The following is a 17,868-nucleotide window of genomic DNA, read 5'->3' as shown; positions in this document are numbered from 1 at the left end:
GCCCGGAAGAACAGATGGGTGTACGGCGCGGAGGTGGCTCAGACGACGACGAGGGCCGCGATGCGCCAGAGGCCGTTCAGCTTCGAGCCGGTGATCTCCAGGTCGGCGGTGCGCCCATGGGCTCCACCATCGAGGGCGAAGGAGAACCAGACGAAGGCTCGGCTCGGCAGGCTGTCGTCGCCGGAGCGTCCGAGGACCGTGCCGCCCTCGGAGATGGTGGTGACACCCGAATCGGTGAGGGAGTCGCCGGTCAGCACCCACACCGTGTGCTTGCCGGCCGGCACCGGGACGCGCAGGACGGTGGGCTTGCCCCGCTGCATGACGATGTCGCGGCGCAGATCGTCGGCGTTGCCCCGGTCACGGGTGTTCGGCCGGTCGCCGACCCAACCGAAGCCGCGGTCGGCGCTGTAGCCGTCCTCGGGGGACAGTCTGGTGTATCCGGTCAGCAGCGGGCTGGCCGGCGGGCCGGCGTCGAACGCCGTGGCCGCGTCATCGGGGTGCGGCGTGGTGACGACGGGCACCGACCGGCCGCGCTCGGTCTCCTCGTCGCCGCTGGTGAGCCGGATCTCGACGGTGGCGAATCCCGGAGTGGGCACCGGGGTCGCGGTGACGGTCAGCTCTCGCTCGGCTCCGGCGGTGACGGTCACGGTCCGCTCGGTGCCGGACCAGCCGTCGGGGGTGACGAGGCGGGCGGTGACATCGCGGTCCTCGGTGCCGGTGTTGCGTACCAGCACCGTGACCGGGTTGGCCCGGCCCGCCCACCACACCGGATCCGCCACCGCCCGCATGACGACCAGGGACGGCACCGGGGCGCCGGGGTCCGTGACGGCGAACGCGGACAGCCGCCAGGGGCCGCCCACCCCCGTGAACGTGATGTCCGTGGTGCGGCCGGTGGCACCTCCGTCGAGGGGGAGCTCCAGCCAGGTGAAGGTTCCGCCGGGCTGCTTCGGACTGGTGGCGACGGCGGCGCCGTCCACCGCGACCCGGGTCGGCGAGGCCGTGGCCCCGGTGTCACCGACCAGCGCGTACCCGGTGTGCTCGCCGGCCGGCAGGGCGACGCGCAGCACCCGGGACGAGTTGTGCCAGAGGTGGTCGCGCAACAGGGGCTCGCCACCACGGTCCCTGGCCGACGGGGCGGCGCCGACCCAGCCGTGGCCGGCCGACGCGGACCAGGCCGACTCGGGGGTCAGCGCGTCGTAGCCGGGCATCGAAGTCCCGTTCCGCGGACCGGCGTTGAGTGCCAGGAGGCAGCGACTGCCCTCGGGGGCCACGACCAGGGACGGCGGGCGGCCGTCGAGCCGGGTGACCTTCGGCGCCACATCCAGGTCCAGGGCGGCGACGGTGCCCGACAAGGGGGGCGTGACCGGCAGTTCGAGCTCGGCGGTCGCGGCGCCGGCCGCGGACTGTTCGGCAGGCTCGGTGCGCCAGTCCGCCGCCGGTGGCCGCAGCGAGACCGTCAGGTCGCGGTCCCGCGCCGAGGCGTTGGTGACGGTGACCGGCAGGAGGTTGGGCCGGCCGCCGAGCAGCACCCGTGAGCCGTTCAGCGCCGCTCGCAGCCATTCCCGCCGCGCATCGACGATGCGGCTCTTGTCGAAGAAGAATCCGACCACCGTGTCGCGCCAGAACGTCGCGTGCTCCCGCTGGGCCTCGAAGCCCGCCTTGACGGCGGCATGGCGCTGCCGGTCGACCTCCCCGGACAGTTTGCTCCACCCGGCGAGGAACCGGTCGATGCGGTCGACCCCGGTGAAGTGCGTATCGTAGATGTGCTGGATGACCGTCTTGCCCGACCGCAGTCGATGGTCGTACGGCACCCAGTGCATGAACAGCAGCAGGTCGTCGGGACAGGTCGCCGTGGACGCGTAGTGCTCCTGCCACGGCCGTGGGTAGAGCCCGGTGAAGCCGCTGCCGGTCGCCTCGGTGCGGTCGAAGCCGGTGCCCTCGGTCGTGGAGTGGTGTGACTGGAAGAGGGTGCCCAGCGGGCTCGGGTCGAGATGGTCGCCACCGGGGTCGGTGAGATAGCCCATCCCCAGCGGCGAGGTGTAGTCCTCGTACGTCCGGCGCGAGTGCACGAGGATGTCGGCCACGACCTCGGTGACCGCGTCGTCGGTGCCGAAGGTCAGCCCGGCCCACTCCGCGGCCAGGTCCCGGGGATCGGCGTCCGGGTCCCAGCACATCCTGCCGAAGGCATAGGTGTTCGCCGCTCCCATCAGATAGCCGGTCCAGTTGCGGGCGTTGCCGAAGTTGCTGACCCCGGCGATGCCCGCCCGCGGCGCACGGCCGTCGCCGTCCGCGAGGATGTCGGCGACGGTCGGTCCGGTGCCGGGCCCCCGCGTCGGGAAGGTCAGCACCTCCCGCCACAGCGGAGCCAGATAGGTCGTGTGGAGCGTGTGGCCCGTGTATTCCTGTGTGAGCTGGAGTTCCAGCATCTGGTTCGTGTGCCGCATCGCGCCGAACAGGGGGTGTACGGGCTCGCGGATCTGGAAGTCGATCGGTCCGTACTTGGTCTGGAGGATGACGTTGTCGTCGAACGTGCCGTCCAGCGGGGCGAACACCCGGTACTGGTACTCCGCCCAGTCGCTGAAATCCTCGTGGACGAAGCTGCGCCAGACGATCTGCCCGTCGTGCGGGGCGACCGTGCGGGCCAGCATGTTCGCGCCCTCGGCATGGGTGCGTCCGTAATCCAGCGGGCCGGGCTGCCCCTCCGAGTTCGCCTTCACCAGGAACCCGCCGAATCCGGGCAGGCTGTTGAAGATTTCGGCGCTCTTGTCCTGCCACCACCGCTGGACCCGTCGATCGGCGGGGTCGGCCGTCGTGATCGGATCCGCGTCGTCCGCGGTCAGGCTCATCGGACTGGCGTAGTTGACGGACAGCCAGACGGAGATGCCCCATGAGTGGAGAAGTGCCGCCAGGGGTCTGAGTCCGGTCAGCATCTCGCCGGTGATGAAGTCGGCGTCGGCGTTCACATTGTTGAGCACCGAGGCGTTGATGCCGATCGATGCCATGGACCGCGCGTAGTCGACGAGCCGGTCGGAGATGTCCGGCAGCTTGTCCCACTCGAAGAGCGAAGTGCCCGCGTAGCCACGCTCGATGGACCCGTCGAAGTTGTCCCAGTGATTCATCATGCGCAGTGCGGTGCGCGGTTTCTCCACGATGGACAGCTTGTGCAGTGGCCGCTCGAGCTGGAGCAGACGGATGAGATGGAAGACCCCGGCCAGCACGCCCCGATCACTGCGGGCCCCGACGACCAGACGCCGCCTGCCCGGCGGGCCGGTCATCTCGATCACGTACCCCTGCTCACCGATCCGGGCCAGCCGACCGGGGCTCACCTGGGAGCGCACGACCGGTGACTCGTCCACCGTGCCGATGACGACCGAGGCGCGATCGGCGGGAACCCGGGCCGGTGCGCTGCCGGTGAAGCCCCGGGCGGCTCGCCGCAGTTCCGACTCGGCGTTGCCCATGACCCGGCCCTCGCCCTGACGTGCCAGACCGGCCAGGACCTCCCGGTACTCGGCGAGCCGGCGGGGATCGGTGGTGGGGCGGTAGCGCAGCCAGAGATCGTAGCCGTCCTCATCGGGGGTGCCTGCCGATGGGGCGAAGCCGGCCGCCGTGCTCCACGGGCTCAGTACGGTGGCGAAGGCGAGAGCGGATGCCTGGAGCACTCGGCGACGGCTGTACTCGTACTCGGATCGCGCCATTGCGGTTTCTCCTCTGCGGAAGAACGAAGGGAATTGCCCCGAGCCCTCAGCCGGCGAGCGGCGCTATGTGCGGGTTCGGGTGAGAATTTCGCGCAGTTCGGCCAGGGGAATCTTCGGTTGGCGTTCCGGTGTGAGCAGGCCGTTGGTCTCTTGCTCCGTGTCGGTGAACTGGGTGTAGCAGTAGCCCGCGAGCCCGGAGTCCACCGCGGCGGTCACCAGCTCGGCGAGGCGTTCCGCGAAGTCCTCCTTGGTGGCCACGGTGTCGTAGCCGAACCACTCGGCGCCCTCGGCCGGCTCGAAGGTCGCGCCGCCGAACTCGCTGAGAACGACGGGCTGCCCTTGGTGGCGGACGCCGTCCAGGGTCAGCCGTTTGGCGCCGGGCCACTGCTCGGCGAGCTCGCCCCGCCGCAGCGAGGCGTGGCCGTAGCGCCTGCGCAGTACGTCCCCGTGCTGGGTGTAGTCGTGGACGCCCCAGATATCGGCGGCGGAGATCTCCCAGCCGTCGTTGGAGACGGCGGGCCGGGACGGGTCCAGGGCCTTGGTCAGGTGGTACAGGGCGTCCATGAAGTGGCGCTGCGCGGGGACGAGCGCCGGGTTCGGCACGGACCAGGACTCGTTGATCGGGACCCAGGCCACGATCGAGGGGTGGCTGAGGTCGCGGGAGATGGCTTCGGTCCACTCGGCGACCACGCGCTCGACGGTCTGTGCGCCGAAGGCGTACGCCGACGGCATCTCCTCCCACAGCAGCAGCCCGAGCCGGTCGGCCCAGTACAGGAAGCGCGGGTCCTCGACCTTCTGGTGGATACGCAGCCCGTTCAGGCCGATCTCCTTCGCCAGTTCGACGTCGCGGCGCAGTTCCTCGGCCGAGGCCGACAGATGCGATGCGGGCCAGTAGCCCTGCTGGAGCGCGAACCGGAGGAAGTACGGCTTGTGGTTGAGGAGGAAGACGCCGTCGTCCCAGCCGATGTCACGCAGGCCGAGGTAGGACGTCGCACGGTCGACCGGTGTGTCCTCGGCCGCGTTGCGCAACTCCACCACGGCGTCGACGAGTTGCGGCCGCTCCGGACTCCAGAGCAGTTCGTCGAGATCCTGCGCGTGGCGCAGGGCGGGCACCGCGACATCGAACTCCGTCTCCTGGCCCTCGATCAGCGTCCGCTGCTCGGCGAGCACCCGCTCACCCCGCGTGAGGCGGACCGTCACGGTGAGCGGGCGCCGCGGCCAGTGGCCGAGCCGCAGCCGGCAGCGGACGCGGGCGTGGGCGACCTCGGGGGTCCAGTGCAGGAGTGCGATGTGCTCGGCCGGGACCTCTTCCAGCCACACCGGCTGCCAGATCCCGGAGGTGCGGTGGTACCAGATGACATGCGGATCCCGGCGCCAGTCCTGCTTGCCGCGGGGCTGTGCGGCGTCGAGCGGCTGGTCCTCGGCTCGGACGACGACGGTCTGCTCGCCGTCCCGGTCGATGGCGTCGGTCAGATCACAGGTGAAGCCGGTGTGCCCGCCCTCGTGCCGTCCCACCAGGCGGCCGCCCAGCCAGACCTCGGCGCGGTGGTCGACCGCACCGAAGTGCAGCAGGAGCCGCCGCCCGGCGGCCGGCCGGGGCACGTCGATCGTGCGCCGATACCAGAGCACGGGGTGGAAGGCGGTGTTCGCCACGCCCGAGGCCGCGGACTCAGGCGGGTAGGGCACGGTGACGGTGCCGGTGAACGGTGCGGAGTTCGCCGGGTCCATCCAGCGGTCGGCGCGACCGCGGTCCTCGTCGTCGTGGGCGAACTGCCAGGGACCGCCGAGGTCGCGCCAGTCGGGATCGCGGATCAGCTGCGGCCTCGGATGGCCTGCGGCGTCCAGGTGCGGGTGGGGCATGCGTGAACTCCGGTGGTGTGGTGCGTGGGTGGGGGATGGGAAGGTGCCGCGCCACCGTTCAGTTCTCCTGGGCGTCCGCGGGGGAACGGAGGTCCACGACCGTGGCGGCGAACGCCAGCGGCCCCGGCAGCAGCGGGATCAGCAGCGGAATCGACCAGGCCAGGAGCGCGCTGAGGATCACGGCACCGGCCAGCAGGAGACTGCCGCGCGGGTTCGCGGCCGAGCGGAGCAGCGCTTCGCGAGCGGACAGGACGTGCGGTGCCTCCAGCGCTGCCGCCCGTAGCGCCACGACCGTGGCGCCCAGGATGAGCAGCGCGAGGGCGGGCACCATGACGGCCGCTCCGGGCAGCGCGGCACGCATCAGCGCGGCATCGATCAGGACGACCAGCGCGAGCAGTGGCGGCACCAGACCGAGGGCCGTCGACCGCGCGGACAGGTGGGCACGGAGATGAGCGCCGTACGTACCGGCCCTGACCTGCGCGCCGTTGCCCGCGGCCTGCCGGAGCGTCGCGGACGCCGCGGCGAACGCGGCCGGGGCCGTGACGACCGGCAGGCAGGCGAGGCTGGTGAGCAGGCCGACGAGCAGCATGTCGGCGAAGAGGGTGAAGCCGGAGCCGAAGACCTCTCCGGGTTCCCGGCGCTCGCGCCGGGGCGCGATCGGTGCGTGGGCCATGGTGTGCCTCACCCCTTCAGTCCGGACGTGGCCATGCCCTGCACCAGGTAGCGCTGGAAGACGAAGAAGAACAGCACGATCGGCAGCACCGAGATCACCGACATGGCGAACATGGGCCCGTACGCGGAGGTGCTGGACTGGTCGACGAAGCTGCTCAGGGCGAGGGTGATGGTGTACTTCTCCGGCGCGAAGAGATAGATCATCTGCGTGAAGAAGTCGTTCCACGTCCAGATGAACGTGAAGATGGCCGTGGTGATCAGCGCGGGCCGGGCCAGCGGCAGTGTGATCGACCAGTACGTACGGAAGGGACCGCAGCCGTCGATCCGCGCGGACTCCTCCAGCTCACGCGGCAGGCCGCGCATGAACTGGACGATGAGGAAGACGAAGAACGCCTCGGTGGCCAGGAACTTCGGCAGGATCAGCGGCCAGTAACTGTCCACCAGGCCGAGCCGGTTGAAGATGATGTACTGCGGGATCAGTACGACGTGGTGCGGCAGCATCAGCGTCGCCACCATGAAGGCGAACATCACCTTGCTCATGCGGAAGCGCAGCCGGGCGAAGGCGTAGGCGGCCAGCGAGCAGGACAGGACGTTGCCGAGGACGGCGCCCCCCGCGATCAGCAGGGTGTTGCCGAGCAGCTGGGTGACGGTGACGCCCGAGACCCCGTCCAGGGCGGTCGTGTAGTTCGACCACTCCAGGTGGCTGGGCCACAGGTCGAGGCTCGTCATCACCTCGTCGGCCGGCTTCAGCGAGGTGGCCAGCAGCCAGGCCAGCGGATACAGCAGGACGAGCAGCGCGGCGGCCGAGACCGTGTGCGGCAGCCACCGCTTCGTGGCGATGTTCATCGGCCCTCCTCGTCCGCGTAGAAGACCCAGGACCGGGAGGTCCGGAACAGGATCAGGGTGATCGCGCCGATGGCGATCAGCAGCAGCCAGGCCATCGCCGCCGCGTATCCCATGTGAGAGGCCGTGAAGCCGCGCTCGTACAGGTACAGCGTGTAGAACATCGTGGAGTCGGCGGGGCCGCCGTCGCCGCCGCTGACGGCGAAGGCCGGGGTGAAGACCTGGAAGGAGTTGATGACCTCCAGGACCAGGTTGAAGAAGACGACCGGGGACAGCATCGGCACGGTGATGGACACGAACTGCCGCCGGCGGCCCGCGCCGTCGAGCGCCGCGGCCTCGTAGAGGTCGGGCGAGATCTGCTGGAGGCCCGCCAGGAAGATCACCATGGGCGCACCGAACTGCCACACCGTCAGCAGGACGATCACATACACCGCGAGGTCGGGATTGCCGACCCAGCCGCCGGTGTGGATGCCGACCGAGTCCAGGACGCCTGCGACGGTGCCGCCGTCGTTGAACAGCGCCTTCCACACCAGGGCGATGGACATGCTCGCGCCGAGCAGGGACGGCGCGTAGAACGCGGAGCGGTAGAAGCCCCGGCCCCGGCTGAGGTTCCTCAGCAGCATCGCCACGCCGAGGGCGAGGCCCAGCTTCAGCGGGACGGCCACGACGACGTACAGCATCGTGGTGCCGACCGACCGCCAGTAGCGGGGGTCCTCGGTCAGCATCTCCTGGTAGTTGCGCAGCCCCACCCAGTGCGGCGGGTCGAACAGGTTGTAGTCCGTGAACGACAGGTACAGGGACACGGCCATCGGCACGAGGGTCAACACGACCGCGCCGATCATCCACGGGGACAGGAACACATAGGCGGGCCACTGCCGTTCACGGATCTGGCGCCGCTTGCTCTTCCGCGGGCCCGGCCGCGTCGTGCGGGCGGCGCGTTCGGGCGCCCTCGTCGTCGAGACCGTGCTCATGACTCTCATGACTCCAGCTCCCGGTTCGCCTCGTCGATGAGTTCACGTGCCGCCTGCCGCGGTGTGGCCATGCCGTGGATCACGCGCTGGTAGCCCCGTTTGAGCGCGGTCTGGATCGCGAGGTCGCCGGGCGGCGGTGCGGTCGGCGGGGCGTCCAGGCCGTACTTCTCCATCGTCTGCGCGTAGTCGTAGATCTCCCGCTCCGGTCCCTCGAGCGTCCTGGCGACGCGGGCGGCGATCTTGCGGTTGGGCGGGGTGGACCGGGAGAAGCCGAGGATGTCGCCGGCCCGTGGGTCGTTCAGGAGGAAGTCGATCAACTGGGCCGCCTCCTTGGGGTGTCCGCTTTGCGAGCCGATGCCGAGGAGCATGCTCGGCTTGAAGTACGCGCCCTGCCGGCCGTCGGTCGTGGGCACGGGCGCGAAGTGGATGTCCTCGCCGAGCAGGGCCGTGTATCCGGGGAACGGCGCGTCCCAGGTGAAGTCGGCGGCCGCGAGACGTCGGCCGATGGGGCTGGTCTCGGTGCTCTTGGCCTGCACGGTGTCCCGGGCCTGAGCGATGGCTCCCTCCCTGCGGAGCCGGTCGCGGAACGACCAGAAAGCGGTCAGGTCGTCCTCGGTGAAGCCGAGTTTCGTCTGGTTCGCGTAGAGGTTCTTGCCGCGGCTGCGCAGCCAGGTCTCGAAGACGTCCTCGTTGTCGCCGCCGTCGTTGGAGCCCGTGTAGGGGCGTCCGTCGGGGGACTTCAGCCCCAGGGCGGCGATCTTCTTGTTGGCCTTCGCCCAGTCCTGCCAGGTCCAGCCGGGCCGGGGCGTGGGGATACCGGCCCTCTTGTAGACGGCGGAGTCGTAGGCGTATCCGGTGATGCCACGCCCCATGGGCAGGGCGAACTGCCTGCCCTTGTAGGTGCCGGTGCGCAGGAAGTCCTTGTCCATGTCGGAGGTGCGGATCGTCAGGTCCTTGACGACACCGTCCAGCGGCATGATCGCCTTGCCGCCCGCGTACTGGGAGATCTGCCGGTAGTCGAGCTGTACCACGTCGGGTACCCCGCCGCCGGCGGCCTGCGTGGCCAGCTTCTGGAGATACGACCCGAAGTCGCTGTTCGATGTGCGCACGGTGACACCGGGGTGTTCCTTCTCGAAGAGGCGGACCGCCTTCTCGGTGCGCGCGGCACGGTCGTCGTTGCCCCACCAGGAGAACCGGACGGTGATGCCGGACGTGTCGCCGCTCGCGGCGGAGCACGCGGACAGCGTCCCGGTCAGAGCGGTGCTGAGGCCGACGGCGGCAACGGCCAGGACGGCCCGGCGGCTCGGGCGTGGGAACGGGCCGTTCGGAGGCTCGGGCATGGGGACCTTCCAGGGGAGGAGAGGATGTGAAGGGGAGTGCTGCGCAAGGCAGTCGGAGGGACGTCAGATCCCGGATGGACGTCCAGGCGGCCGCACATGCCGAAGCGTCCGCGTGCGGTGGGCCCGGTCGCGGCGACCTGGGCCTCGGTCAGGTGCCGCTCGTCCTTGTCGCGCAGGGCGGCGAGGTGGGCCGCGGTCGCCGACGTGGCGGCCTGCGCGCCATCACGCCGACGCCGCCCCCAGGCGTCCACCAGGGGGCGCACGGGATCGGCGGCGGCACGCTGGAACTCCGTCAGAAGCGCCCCAGGGTCCCCGCTCTCGGTGGCGTCGCGCATCTCCATGAACCAGCGCGTCGCCGGATCGCGGCGGGCGCGGGCGACCGCCACCTGTTCGGCCTCGGCGGACATCGGAGGGGATCCGGATCGCGTCCGCGTCGGTCTCGGCGTCGGTGAGCAGGTCGGGCGGCAGCGTGAGCACGGCGTCGCCCGCCTCGGGCAGGTGGCTGGAGCGCGCGATGCCCCCGGTGCCGACCACGGCTGTGCGCAGCGGGGTGGTGGAGCGGTGCGGAGACATGCGGGCCCTCTCATGAGATGTGCGGTGAGCGTCGACGCCGTGGGCACGGGCCGGCAGCCCGGACCCGTCCGACGGACAGCAGTCGGCTGCCCGCGTGAGGCCCTCGGTAGCAATCGCTTGCTACCGAGGGATTCCAACGTTGTAATCGCGATATCTCGCCACGGTCAACCCCTCGTCCGGAACGGGATTCCGAGCCACCCCGGAGCTGACAGCCCGCCACAGCCCCTGCATAATGCGGAGAAACACAGGTGAGGAGGTTGGCCAGTGGCCGCGGTGACACTCAAGGACGTGGCGGAGCGGGCGGGGGTTTCGATCAAGACCGTGTCCAACGTTGTACGCAATGCTCCCCGCGTATCCGAGGCCACGCGGAAGCGCGTACTGAAGGCCGTGCACGAGCTCGGCTACCGGCCCAACCCGTCGGCCCGCCGCCTGCGCACCGGACACAGCGGCCTGATCGGCCTCGCCGTCCCGGATCTGGCCACGCCGTACTTCGCCGAACTCGCCCAGCACGTACGGGCCGAGGCCGCGCACCTGGGCCTGACCGTCCTGATCGAGGAGACGCTGGGCGACGCGACGGAGGAACTGCGCCTGGCGACCGGCGTCGGAGCGTCCCTGCTGGACGGTGTGATCCTGTCGCCCCTGCGTGTCTCGCCCGACGAACTCGCCGCCGTGGCCAACGAGTTCCCGCTGGTCCTGCTCGGGGAGCGCAGCTATGAGCGCGACCAGGTGGGCGCCGACCACGTCCTGATCGACAACGTCGCGGCGGCACGCGATGCTACCGCGCACCTGGCCGCTCTCGGCCGTACGCGGATCGCCGCCATCGGTGTGGACCAGCAGGCGTCGGCGACCAGTCGTCAGCGCCTGGAGGGTTTCCAACTCGCCCTGCACGAAGCCGGGGTGATCTACGACCCCCGGCTCACCCCCGCCATCAAGGAGTTCGACCGGCGCAATGGCCTGCTGGCGATGCGCGCCCTGACCGCCCTGCCGGCCGGCGTACGCCCCGACGCGGTCTTCTGCTTCAGCGACCTGCTGGCCGTCGGTGCCCAACGCGCCCTGTTCGAAGCGGGGTTGGCCATCCCGGACGATGTCGCCGTGGCGAGCATCGACGGCTCCGACGAGGCGCTCTACAGCACGCCGTCCCTCACGTCCGTGGTCCCCGACAAGACCGCCATCGCCTCGCTGGCCGTAAAGTGCCTGGCGGCCCGCATCCGCTCGGACGAGCCCCTGCCGTTCGAGGTGCACACGGCTCCGCACTGGCTGCACGCCCGGGAGTCCACGAACGGCGGGCGCCAACAGCTCTTTCGCTGATCCGGGCCGAGGGCACCGTCGGACGAAGGACGGTCCCCTCGGCGCACGAGCGCCCAGCCGCTTCTGGTGACGTGTCGGACTGTGTCGCCCGATTCTTGAGAATCTGCTGACCTGCGGGTTCTCGGGGTGGGATGGTGTTGGGGATCGGTCTGTTCGCGGGGAAGTGAGGAGGATCGGCGGTGTCGCTGCATCCTGTCCCCGCTCCCGAGATCCCTGAGATGACTGCTCGGGTTGCTCGTGCGGCTTTCCCCAAGGGCTGTCTGGCGATGCGGATCCGCGACGAGCTGGGCGTGCTGTCCCAGTCCGCGAAATCCGGGACAATCAGCAGCTCACCGAACACATCGCCGCCCGAGAACCGCACTTCCTGAAGACCAAGCAGGGCCCTGACGCCCGGGGCGCCGTCCGCCTGCAGTGCCCAGCCGCAGGACCGTCGCCGTCGGTGAACTGCGCACGCCGCGACCGGCTCCGCCCGCGCACACCCCGCACCCCAGGCCCGCCCACCTCGGTCGTCGACTTCAGCGACCGCCGCACACTCGCCGCGCACCCCGCCGCCCTGCCCACCGTCCAACTGCCACAGAACGAGTGGCTCGACCCGCCACCAGCAGACGAACTTCCCCCAGTCTGCCGCAAGTCGGACATCACGATTCCCGCCGACGCCGCCGACGATCTCAAGACCGCCAAGTTCCGGCAGGACAGGCACTACCTCTCCGACGACTGGACCGCCGCCTACAAGCCCATCCGCTCCCGCAACGAGGGGATCCGCGGCCGCCTCAAGAGCGACGAACTCGACATCGGCAGCCCCAAACACCGCCAGGCACGAGGACAAGTAGCCCAGACCCTCCTCGTCGCCCTCATGGTCACCGCCGGCAACCTCGACATCCTCGAAACCTGGCTCTACCAGCGCACCGGCACCCACCTCACGCACACCGACTACACCGACTACACCGACTACACCGACACGCTCTCCCAGCAACCGACGCAGCCGGAGAAAGACTCGCCCGCCGGGATCAGCCGGCCACCTCCGCTCACCGAATGAAGCCCCACGAGAAGAACATCCCCCACACCTGAACGCGGCCGGCCCCGGAACCCCGGGGCCGGCCGCGGTGCCTTCAGCAGCCGACGGCAGCCCGCCGCCCCTGCGCCCACCAAGGACCGCCGCCATCCACCACCGAACAGGCTCGAACAGACCCCGGAAACGACAAAGATCCCGCGCGATCATCATGATCGCCGGGATCTCGTCAACCGACCTTGAGCGAACTCAAGAACAGTCGTGCGTGGACCTGAGGGGATTTGAACCCCTGGCCCCCTCGATGCGAACGAGGTGCGCTACCGGACTGCGCCACAGGCCCTTGCAACGAGTGAAACTCTAGCATCCCCATCCGGCTGCTTGGAAATCCGTTCCGCGCTGGTCAACGGCACCCCGCTCGCGCGCCCCGGCGACGGCCGGGAAGGGGACGGGCGAGGACACACCGCCCGACCTGCCGGGGCGTCAGCGCACACGCCGTCGGTCCTCCGGCACACCGCGGACCTACTCGTTGGCGGCCCGCGGCCGGTCGCCGTCCTCGTACTGGTCGAACAGCGGGGTGCGCCCCCGCTCCCGGGCCCGGCGCGCGGACGCGGCACGGCGGGCATCGCAGCGGCTGTCGCCGGAGGAGCCGGTGCCCGCCGGGCCCTCCTCGGCCGTATCGGCGGCCACGGGCGTGGAGGACTCCGGCTCCTGCCCGGAGGCGGCACCGGTGCTGATGCTGGTGCCGCTGCCGGTGCTGGTGCCGGCGCCCCTTCCGGTACCAGCCGCCGTACCCGCCGCTCCCGCAGCGCCCGATCCCACCGCACTCGACCGCGCCGAGCTCCAGGAGTCCGGCGCGCCCAGGTCCACGTCCGGTGTGGCCCGCGGTGCGACCGGCGCGGTCACATACGTGGGGAGCGGTACCGGAACCGGGTCCCAGCTGTCCCCTTGGCCGGGGCGGCGCTGCCGCTCGCGCTGCTGGTCGACCCACTCCGCGTGGTCGGTCTGCTCGACGAGGGCGCGGCGGTCTGCCGCGAGCGCGGAGAGGCCCGGGTTCGTCCCGGTCTCTGGTCCGTCCTCCGGCTCGTCGGCGTCCACGTCGGGCGTCGGGCGCCGCCGGGGCTGGCGCTCACGCAGCCGCTGTGCCGCCACCTCGGCCCGGCGCCGGTCCATCGTGTACGCGAACCGCCGCCGCTCCTGGGTGCGCAGGTACGCGATGTACGCGCTCAGCAGCACCGCCGGTACGCCGGGCGCCCACAGGAAGGCGAGCCCTCCGACCGCCGCGACGATCGCTCCGCATGTGAAGGCGACGAAGAGCATGACGGTCGTACGCCGCCGGCGCGCGAGCACCTTCAAGCGCCGGGCGCGTGCGGCCGACTCCGCCGAGGTCCCACGTGGCCCGCGCACACCCGATGCCGACTTCCCGGCGACCTTGGACGGCGGCGAAGCGTGCGACGACTGAGGCTGTGCCTTGCTGCCTGGCTGCGCCTTGCCGCCCGGCTGTGCCTTGCTGCCCGGCTGCGCCTGCTGCGGCACCGGCCTGGCACCCGTGGACACCCCGGACCTGGCGCTCCCCTGGGGCGCACCACCCTGAGGTGTGCCGCTCTTGCCCTTGGGCTCGCCCGGCTCCACCGGAAGCTGCGTCCTGGTCTGCGGACGGTACGGAGGCATGGCGTAGGCCCGGACGTCCACCGAGTCGGTGACGGCATCCGGGTCGGCGTTGCGCTCCCCCTCGTCGGTGGAGCGCGCCTGCAGGTCCTTGGCGTACCGGCGCTCCATGCCCGCCCGTCCGGAAAGCAGCCGGATGGCGGTGCTGAAGCGTTCCGTCGGACGGGCTTCGTTCAGCTCGTCCTGCCTACGGAGCCACATCGGCACCAAGTAGGCGGCCCAGGCCCCGACGATGACTGCGTAGATGAGGCCGCTGCTGCTCACGCCTCACACGGTAGAGGGGTTTGCTTGGGGCCATCTGCCAATTGCTCCGGTGTGTCGCACGATCTGGCTGATATTTCGAGCTTTTTTTGCGACCGATGTGATCAACAGGACACTGAGAGTGCGAAATTAACGCCCTCGGACGATCGACGAGCGATCAATTTCGAACATGTATTTCATTTGCGGGGAGACTCGCCGGAAGTGTTCTGCGATGTGCTGCTCCGCGGAGTGTTCCCCGCGCGTACCCGCTGCCAGCGGGCCAGCAGGCCGTCGGGGACCTCTTCGGCGGTGAGTGCGAAGACGAGATGGTCGCGCCAGGCCCCGTCGATGTGAAGATATCGTGGACGAAGCCCTTCCTCGCGGAATCCGAGTTTCTCCACGACCCGGCGGCTGGGCCCGTTCTCGGGGCGAATACAGACTTCGATGCGGTGCAGACCGACGGCGCGAAAGCAGTGGTCGACCACGAGGGCCACGGCCGTCGGCATCACGCCCCGCCCGGCGACCGTCTCGTCCACCCAGTAGCCGATGTGTCCGGAGCACATCGAGCCCCAGGTGATCCCGGCGACCGTCAGCTGTCCGACGAGCCGGCCCTGGTACTCGATCACGAACGGCAGCATCCGGCCCGCGTTCGCCTCCGCCCGCAGATGGCGGACCATCTGGCGGTAGGTCGGCCGGTGGGTGATCGGGCCGCCGGGCGTGGGCGGCGGAATCGTCGCCTCCCAGGGCCGCAGCCAGTCCCGGTTGCGCCGGTTGACCTCGCGCCAGGCCCGCTGGTCGCGCAGCTTTATGGGCCGGAGGACGATGTCGCCGTCCACCAGCACGGCGGGCCAGGATGGGCTGTTCAGCTCGCACCCCCACTCGGTCCGGGACGGTCCGTGTCGGCTCCGGGACGCTCCGGGGCGGCTCCGGGGCCGTCCATGGCGGCCCCGCCGGGTCTGTGCCCGGCGGCCTCCGTGCCCCCGCCGGGTCTGTGCCCGGCGGCTTCCGTACCCCCGCCGGGTCTGGGGTGGTCCCCGCCTCGGATCTGGTCGACGGCGTGGACCAGCAGGGGCTCCAGCACCGCCAGCCCGTCCTTCACGCCGCCGGTGGAGCCCGGAAGGTTCACGATCAGTGTCCCGCGCGCGACGCCCGCGAGCCCACGGGACAGCGCCGCCGTGGGCACCTTCTGACGGCCGAACGCCCTGATGGCCTCGGCGATGCCCGGCACCTCGTGGTCGAGGACGCTCCGGGTGGCCTCGGGGGTCCGGTCGGTGGGTGAGATGCCGGTTCCGCCGGTGGTCACGATGAGGTCGTACCCGGCGTCCACACCCGCCCTCAGCGCCTGCGCCACCGGGTCACCGTCGGGGACGACCTGCGGGCCGTCGACGGCGAAGCCCAGCCTGCCGAGCCCCTCCACGATCAGGGGGCCGCCCTTGTCCTCGTACACCCCGGCGGCCGCCCGGTTGGAGGCGGTCACCACCAGGGCCGCGTACGGCGCGACCAGGGCGCCGCCCAGAGACGGGGAACCGGTCATTCCCGGCTCCAGTCGCCGGACTTCCCGCCGGTCTTCTCCTCGACGCGTACGTCCGTGATGACCGCCCCCTTGTCGACTGCCTTGACCATGTCGACCACGGTGAGCGCCGCCACGCTGACCGCGGTGAGGGCCTCCATCTCCACGCCGGTGCGGTCAGTCGTCTTCACGGTGGCCAGGATCTCGACGGCGTCGTCCGCGACCGACAGATCAAGCTTGACACCCGACACCGACAACGGGTGGCAGAGCGGGATGAGTTCGGGGGTGCGCTTGGCGCCCATGATCCCCGCGATACGCGCGGTGGCGAGGGCGTCGCCCTTGGGCACCCCCTCGCCACGCAGCAACTCGACCACGCGCGGTGAGACCAGGACCCGGCCGCTGGCGCGGGCGGTGCGCGCGGTCACGTCCTTCCCGGACACATCGACCATGCGGGCGGCTCCCGCCTCGTCGATGTGCGTCAGTCGGTCGTCCGCAGGCGGTCCGGGGGTCTCCCCCCGGGAAGACACAGTCATGTGGTGTGGCGCTCCCGGTCAGGGCCGTCGCGGTGGGCGAACGGCCTGTTGTGCGCGACACGGTACGCCAACTTCAGCGGCCCCGCGGAGCCGGTTCTCCCTGGCCCCGGGTCCTGTCGTCAAACTCCCGTCGTCCGCCCGAAGGGCGGGCCTCGCGGCGTCAGGTGCGTGCTCTCGGCGTGCCGGGCGGAAGCCCTCGTACTGGACGTACTTGGGCTTTCGCCCTGGACGTACTTGGGCTTTCGCCCGGTGCGGCGAGTGGGGTACCTCCCACGCCCTCAAGGCAGTGGCGGAGGGATTTTGACGACAGGGCCCCGGTGGTCAGCCGAGGAGGACGACCTGGACCTCGCTGCCGGGCTCGACCGACTCCACGTCCTCGGGGACCACGATCAGCGCATCGGCAAGGGCGAGGGCCGCGACCAGGTGCGATCCGGCACCCCCTACGGGGGTGACCTTCCCGTCGGCGTACGTCCCGCGCAGGAACTGCCGGCGCCCGGCGGGCGAGGTCAGCGCCTTGGGCGCCTCCAGCGTCGCGCGGGTGGAGGGCCGATGGAGGTCCTCCAGTCCCATCAGGGCGCGGATGGCGGGCCGTACGAACAGCTCGAAGGAGACGTACGACGACACCGGGTTGCCCGGCAGGGCGAGCAGCGGGGTGTGGTCGGGGCCGATGGAGCCGAAGCCCTGGGGCTTGCCGGGCTGCATGGCGAGCTTGCGGAACTCGACGCCGCTGCCGGCCTCGTCCTCGTCGCCGACGGACTGGAGGGCCTCCTTGACGACGTCGTACGCTCCAACGCTCACCCCGCCCGTGGTGACGAGCAGGTCGGCACGGACGAGCTGGTCCTCGATGGTGGCGCGGAGGATCTCGGCGTCGTCGGTGACGGCGCCGACACGGTAGGCGATCGCTCCGGCGTCGCGGGCGGCGGCGGTCAGGGCGAAGCTGTTGGAGTCGTAGATCTGGCCGGGGTCCAACTTCTCGCCGGGCTGGACGAGTTCGCTGCCGGTGGACAGGACGACCACGCGCGGGCGGGGGCGCACGCGGACCATGGCGCGGCCGATCGCGGCGAGCAGCCCGATCTGCGGCGGGCCGAGGATCGTGCCCGCCGCCAGGGCCCGGTCGCCGGCCTTCACGTCGCTGCCCTTGTCCCGCACGTGCGCGCGTGCCTCGGCCGCGCGGTGGACGGCGACCTGCCCGGAGGCGCCCTCGGGGCTGGCGCTGTGGGCGCGCATCCGGGAGACGGGCCCCTGGCCGAGGCCGCCGTCGGTCCACTCCACGGGGACGACGGTCTCGGCGCCGGGCGGCAGCGGGGCGCCGGTCATGATGCGGGCGGCCTCGCCGGGTCCCACGTGCGGCTGCTCGCCCTGGCCCGCGGCCACGTCGCCGATCACCGTCAGGACGGCGGGGTACTCCTCGCTCGCGCCCGCGATGTCCGCGACCCGCACCGCGTACCCGTCCATCGAGCTGTTGTCGAACGGCGGCAGTGACAGTGGCACCGTGACGTCCTCGACCAGGACGCAGCCCAAGGCGTCGAGGAGTTGCAGCTCGATGGGTTCCAGGGGGCGGACGGTGGCGAGGATGTCCTCCAGGTGCTCGGTCACCGTCCAGACGTGGTCCTGGCCGGTGTCGCGGGTCGGGGCGCTGCTCAAAGTCG

Annotated in this window: 14 protein-coding genes and 1 tRNA gene; 2 read left to right on the top strand and 13 right to left on the bottom strand. The window is 70.9% G+C overall.

Annotated elements, in window-relative coordinates:
- Positions 1 to 38: 38 nt before the first annotated feature.
- The 7 genes from FPZ41_RS11535 to FPZ41_RS11505 form a co-directional block, all read right to left on the bottom strand.
- Positions 39 to 3,695, bottom strand: a complete 3,657-nt coding sequence (locus FPZ41_RS11535) for an alpha-glucuronidase family glycosyl hydrolase (RefSeq protein WP_152861695.1) — start codon at positions 3,693 to 3,695, stop codon at positions 39 to 41.
- A 63-nt stretch (positions 3,696 to 3,758) separates the two neighbouring features.
- On the bottom strand, positions 3,759 to 5,555 hold the full coding sequence (locus tag FPZ41_RS11530; protein ID WP_152861693.1) for a sugar-binding domain-containing protein: 1,797 nt from the start codon (positions 5,553 to 5,555) through the stop codon (positions 3,759 to 3,761).
- A gap of 58 nt (positions 5,556 to 5,613) precedes the next feature.
- The gene (locus tag FPZ41_RS11525) at positions 5,614 to 6,228 is read right to left on the bottom strand and encodes a hypothetical protein (RefSeq protein WP_152861691.1); all 615 of its coding nucleotides are present in this window, start codon (positions 6,226 to 6,228) and stop codon (positions 5,614 to 5,616) included.
- Between the two features lie 8 nt (positions 6,229 to 6,236).
- Positions 6,237 to 7,073 carry a carbohydrate ABC transporter permease gene (locus FPZ41_RS11520; protein ID WP_152861689.1) on the bottom strand — a complete coding sequence of 279 codons (837 nt, stop codon included), beginning with the start codon at positions 7,071 to 7,073 and terminating at the stop codon, positions 6,237 to 6,239.
- Positions 7,070 to 8,041, bottom strand: coding sequence for a carbohydrate ABC transporter permease (locus FPZ41_RS11515; protein ID WP_152861728.1), 972 nt, complete (start codon positions 8,039 to 8,041; stop codon positions 7,070 to 7,072). The genes FPZ41_RS11520 and FPZ41_RS11515 overlap by 4 nt, the downstream gene beginning before the upstream one ends.
- 5 nt (positions 8,042 to 8,046) lie before the next feature.
- Positions 8,047 to 9,381, bottom strand: a complete 1,335-nt coding sequence (locus FPZ41_RS11510) for an ABC transporter substrate-binding protein (RefSeq protein WP_152861687.1) — start codon at positions 9,379 to 9,381, stop codon at positions 8,047 to 8,049.
- On the bottom strand, positions 9,294 to 9,788 hold the full coding sequence (locus tag FPZ41_RS11505) for a hypothetical protein (RefSeq protein WP_194236065.1): 495 nt from the start codon (positions 9,786 to 9,788) through the stop codon (positions 9,294 to 9,296). The genes FPZ41_RS11510 and FPZ41_RS11505 overlap by 88 nt, the downstream gene beginning before the upstream one ends.
- 430 nt (positions 9,789 to 10,218) lie before the next feature.
- Between FPZ41_RS11505 and FPZ41_RS11500 the strand changes: the two genes are divergently transcribed.
- Positions 10,219 to 11,262: a LacI family DNA-binding transcriptional regulator gene (locus tag FPZ41_RS11500; protein ID WP_322620102.1), complete on the top strand. Its 1,044-nt coding sequence runs from the start codon at positions 10,219 to 10,221 to the stop codon at positions 11,260 to 11,262.
- Between the two features lie 439 nt (positions 11,263 to 11,701).
- Entirely contained in the window at positions 11,702 to 12,298 is a 597-nt protein-coding gene (locus FPZ41_RS11490; protein ID WP_152861683.1) for a hypothetical protein, read from the top strand.
- Positions 12,299 to 12,537: 239 nt separating this feature from the next.
- On the opposite strand, the gene FPZ41_RS11485 is transcribed toward FPZ41_RS11490, so the two are convergent.
- The 6 genes from FPZ41_RS11485 to glp all read right to left on the bottom strand — a co-directional run bounded on the left by FPZ41_RS11485 (position 12,538) and on the right by glp (position 17,863).
- A tRNA-Ala gene (locus FPZ41_RS11485) sits at positions 12,538 to 12,611 on the bottom strand.
- Between the two features lie 179 nt (positions 12,612 to 12,790).
- Positions 12,791 to 14,200, bottom strand: coding sequence for a divisome protein SepX/GlpR (gene sepX / locus FPZ41_RS11480; RefSeq protein WP_322620101.1), 1,410 nt, complete (start codon positions 14,198 to 14,200; stop codon positions 12,791 to 12,793).
- 173 nt (positions 14,201 to 14,373) lie between these two features.
- Positions 14,374 to 15,018, bottom strand: a complete 645-nt coding sequence (locus tag FPZ41_RS11475) for a GNAT family N-acetyltransferase (protein WP_322620100.1) — start codon at positions 15,016 to 15,018, stop codon at positions 14,374 to 14,376.
- 20 nt (positions 15,019 to 15,038) lie between these two features.
- Positions 15,039 to 15,710, bottom strand: coding sequence for a MogA/MoaB family molybdenum cofactor biosynthesis protein (locus tag FPZ41_RS11470; protein ID WP_228022683.1), 672 nt, complete (start codon positions 15,708 to 15,710; stop codon positions 15,039 to 15,041).
- On the bottom strand, positions 15,707 to 16,219 hold the full coding sequence (gene moaC, locus FPZ41_RS11465) for a cyclic pyranopterin monophosphate synthase MoaC (RefSeq protein WP_152861679.1): 513 nt from the start codon (positions 16,217 to 16,219) through the stop codon (positions 15,707 to 15,709). Before moaC ends, FPZ41_RS11470 begins: the two co-directional genes overlap by 4 nt.
- Positions 16,220 to 16,540: 321 nt before the next feature.
- The gene (gene glp / locus FPZ41_RS11455; protein ID WP_152861677.1) at positions 16,541 to 17,863 is read right to left on the bottom strand and encodes a molybdotransferase-like divisome protein Glp; all 1,323 of its coding nucleotides are present in this window, start codon (positions 17,861 to 17,863) and stop codon (positions 16,541 to 16,543) included.
- Positions 17,864 to 17,868 lie beyond the last annotated feature (5 nt).

This window comes from Streptomyces acidicola (genome assembly GCF_009377235.1).
In the GTDB taxonomy this organism is placed as follows: domain Bacteria; phylum Actinomycetota; class Actinomycetes; order Streptomycetales; family Streptomycetaceae; genus Streptomyces; species Streptomyces acidicola.
Note: the sequence above shows the minus strand (reverse complement) of the source record. Positions and strands in the feature narration are given on the sequence as shown.

Coding starts and splice junctions, on each gene's coding strand:
- FPZ41_RS11535 (WP_152861695.1), bottom strand. CDS start 3,695: ATGGCGCGATCCGAGTACGAGTACAGCCGTCGCCGAGTGCTCCAGGCA.
- FPZ41_RS11530 (WP_152861693.1), bottom strand. CDS start 5,555: ATGCCCCACCCGCACCTGGACGCCGCAGGCCATCCGAGGCCGCAGCTG.
- FPZ41_RS11525 (WP_152861691.1), bottom strand. CDS start 6,228: ATGGCCCACGCACCGATCGCGCCCCGGCGCGAGCGCCGGGAACCCGGA.
- FPZ41_RS11520 (WP_152861689.1), bottom strand. CDS start 7,073: ATGAACATCGCCACGAAGCGGTGGCTGCCGCACACGGTCTCGGCCGCC.
- FPZ41_RS11515 (WP_152861728.1), bottom strand. CDS start 8,041: ATGAGCACGGTCTCGACGACGAGGGCGCCCGAACGCGCCGCCCGCACG.
- FPZ41_RS11510 (WP_152861687.1), bottom strand. CDS start 9,381: ATGCCCGAGCCTCCGAACGGCCCGTTCCCACGCCCGAGCCGCCGGGCC.
- FPZ41_RS11505 (WP_194236065.1), bottom strand. CDS start 9,788: ATGTCCGCCGAGGCCGAACAGGTGGCGGTCGCCCGCGCCCGCCGCGAT.
- FPZ41_RS11470 (WP_228022683.1), bottom strand. CDS start 15,710: ATGACCGGTTCCCCGTCTCTGGGCGGCGCCCTGGTCGCGCCGTACGCG.
- moaC (WP_152861679.1), bottom strand. CDS start 16,219: ATGACTGTGTCTTCCCGGGGGGAGACCCCCGGACCGCCTGCGGACGAC.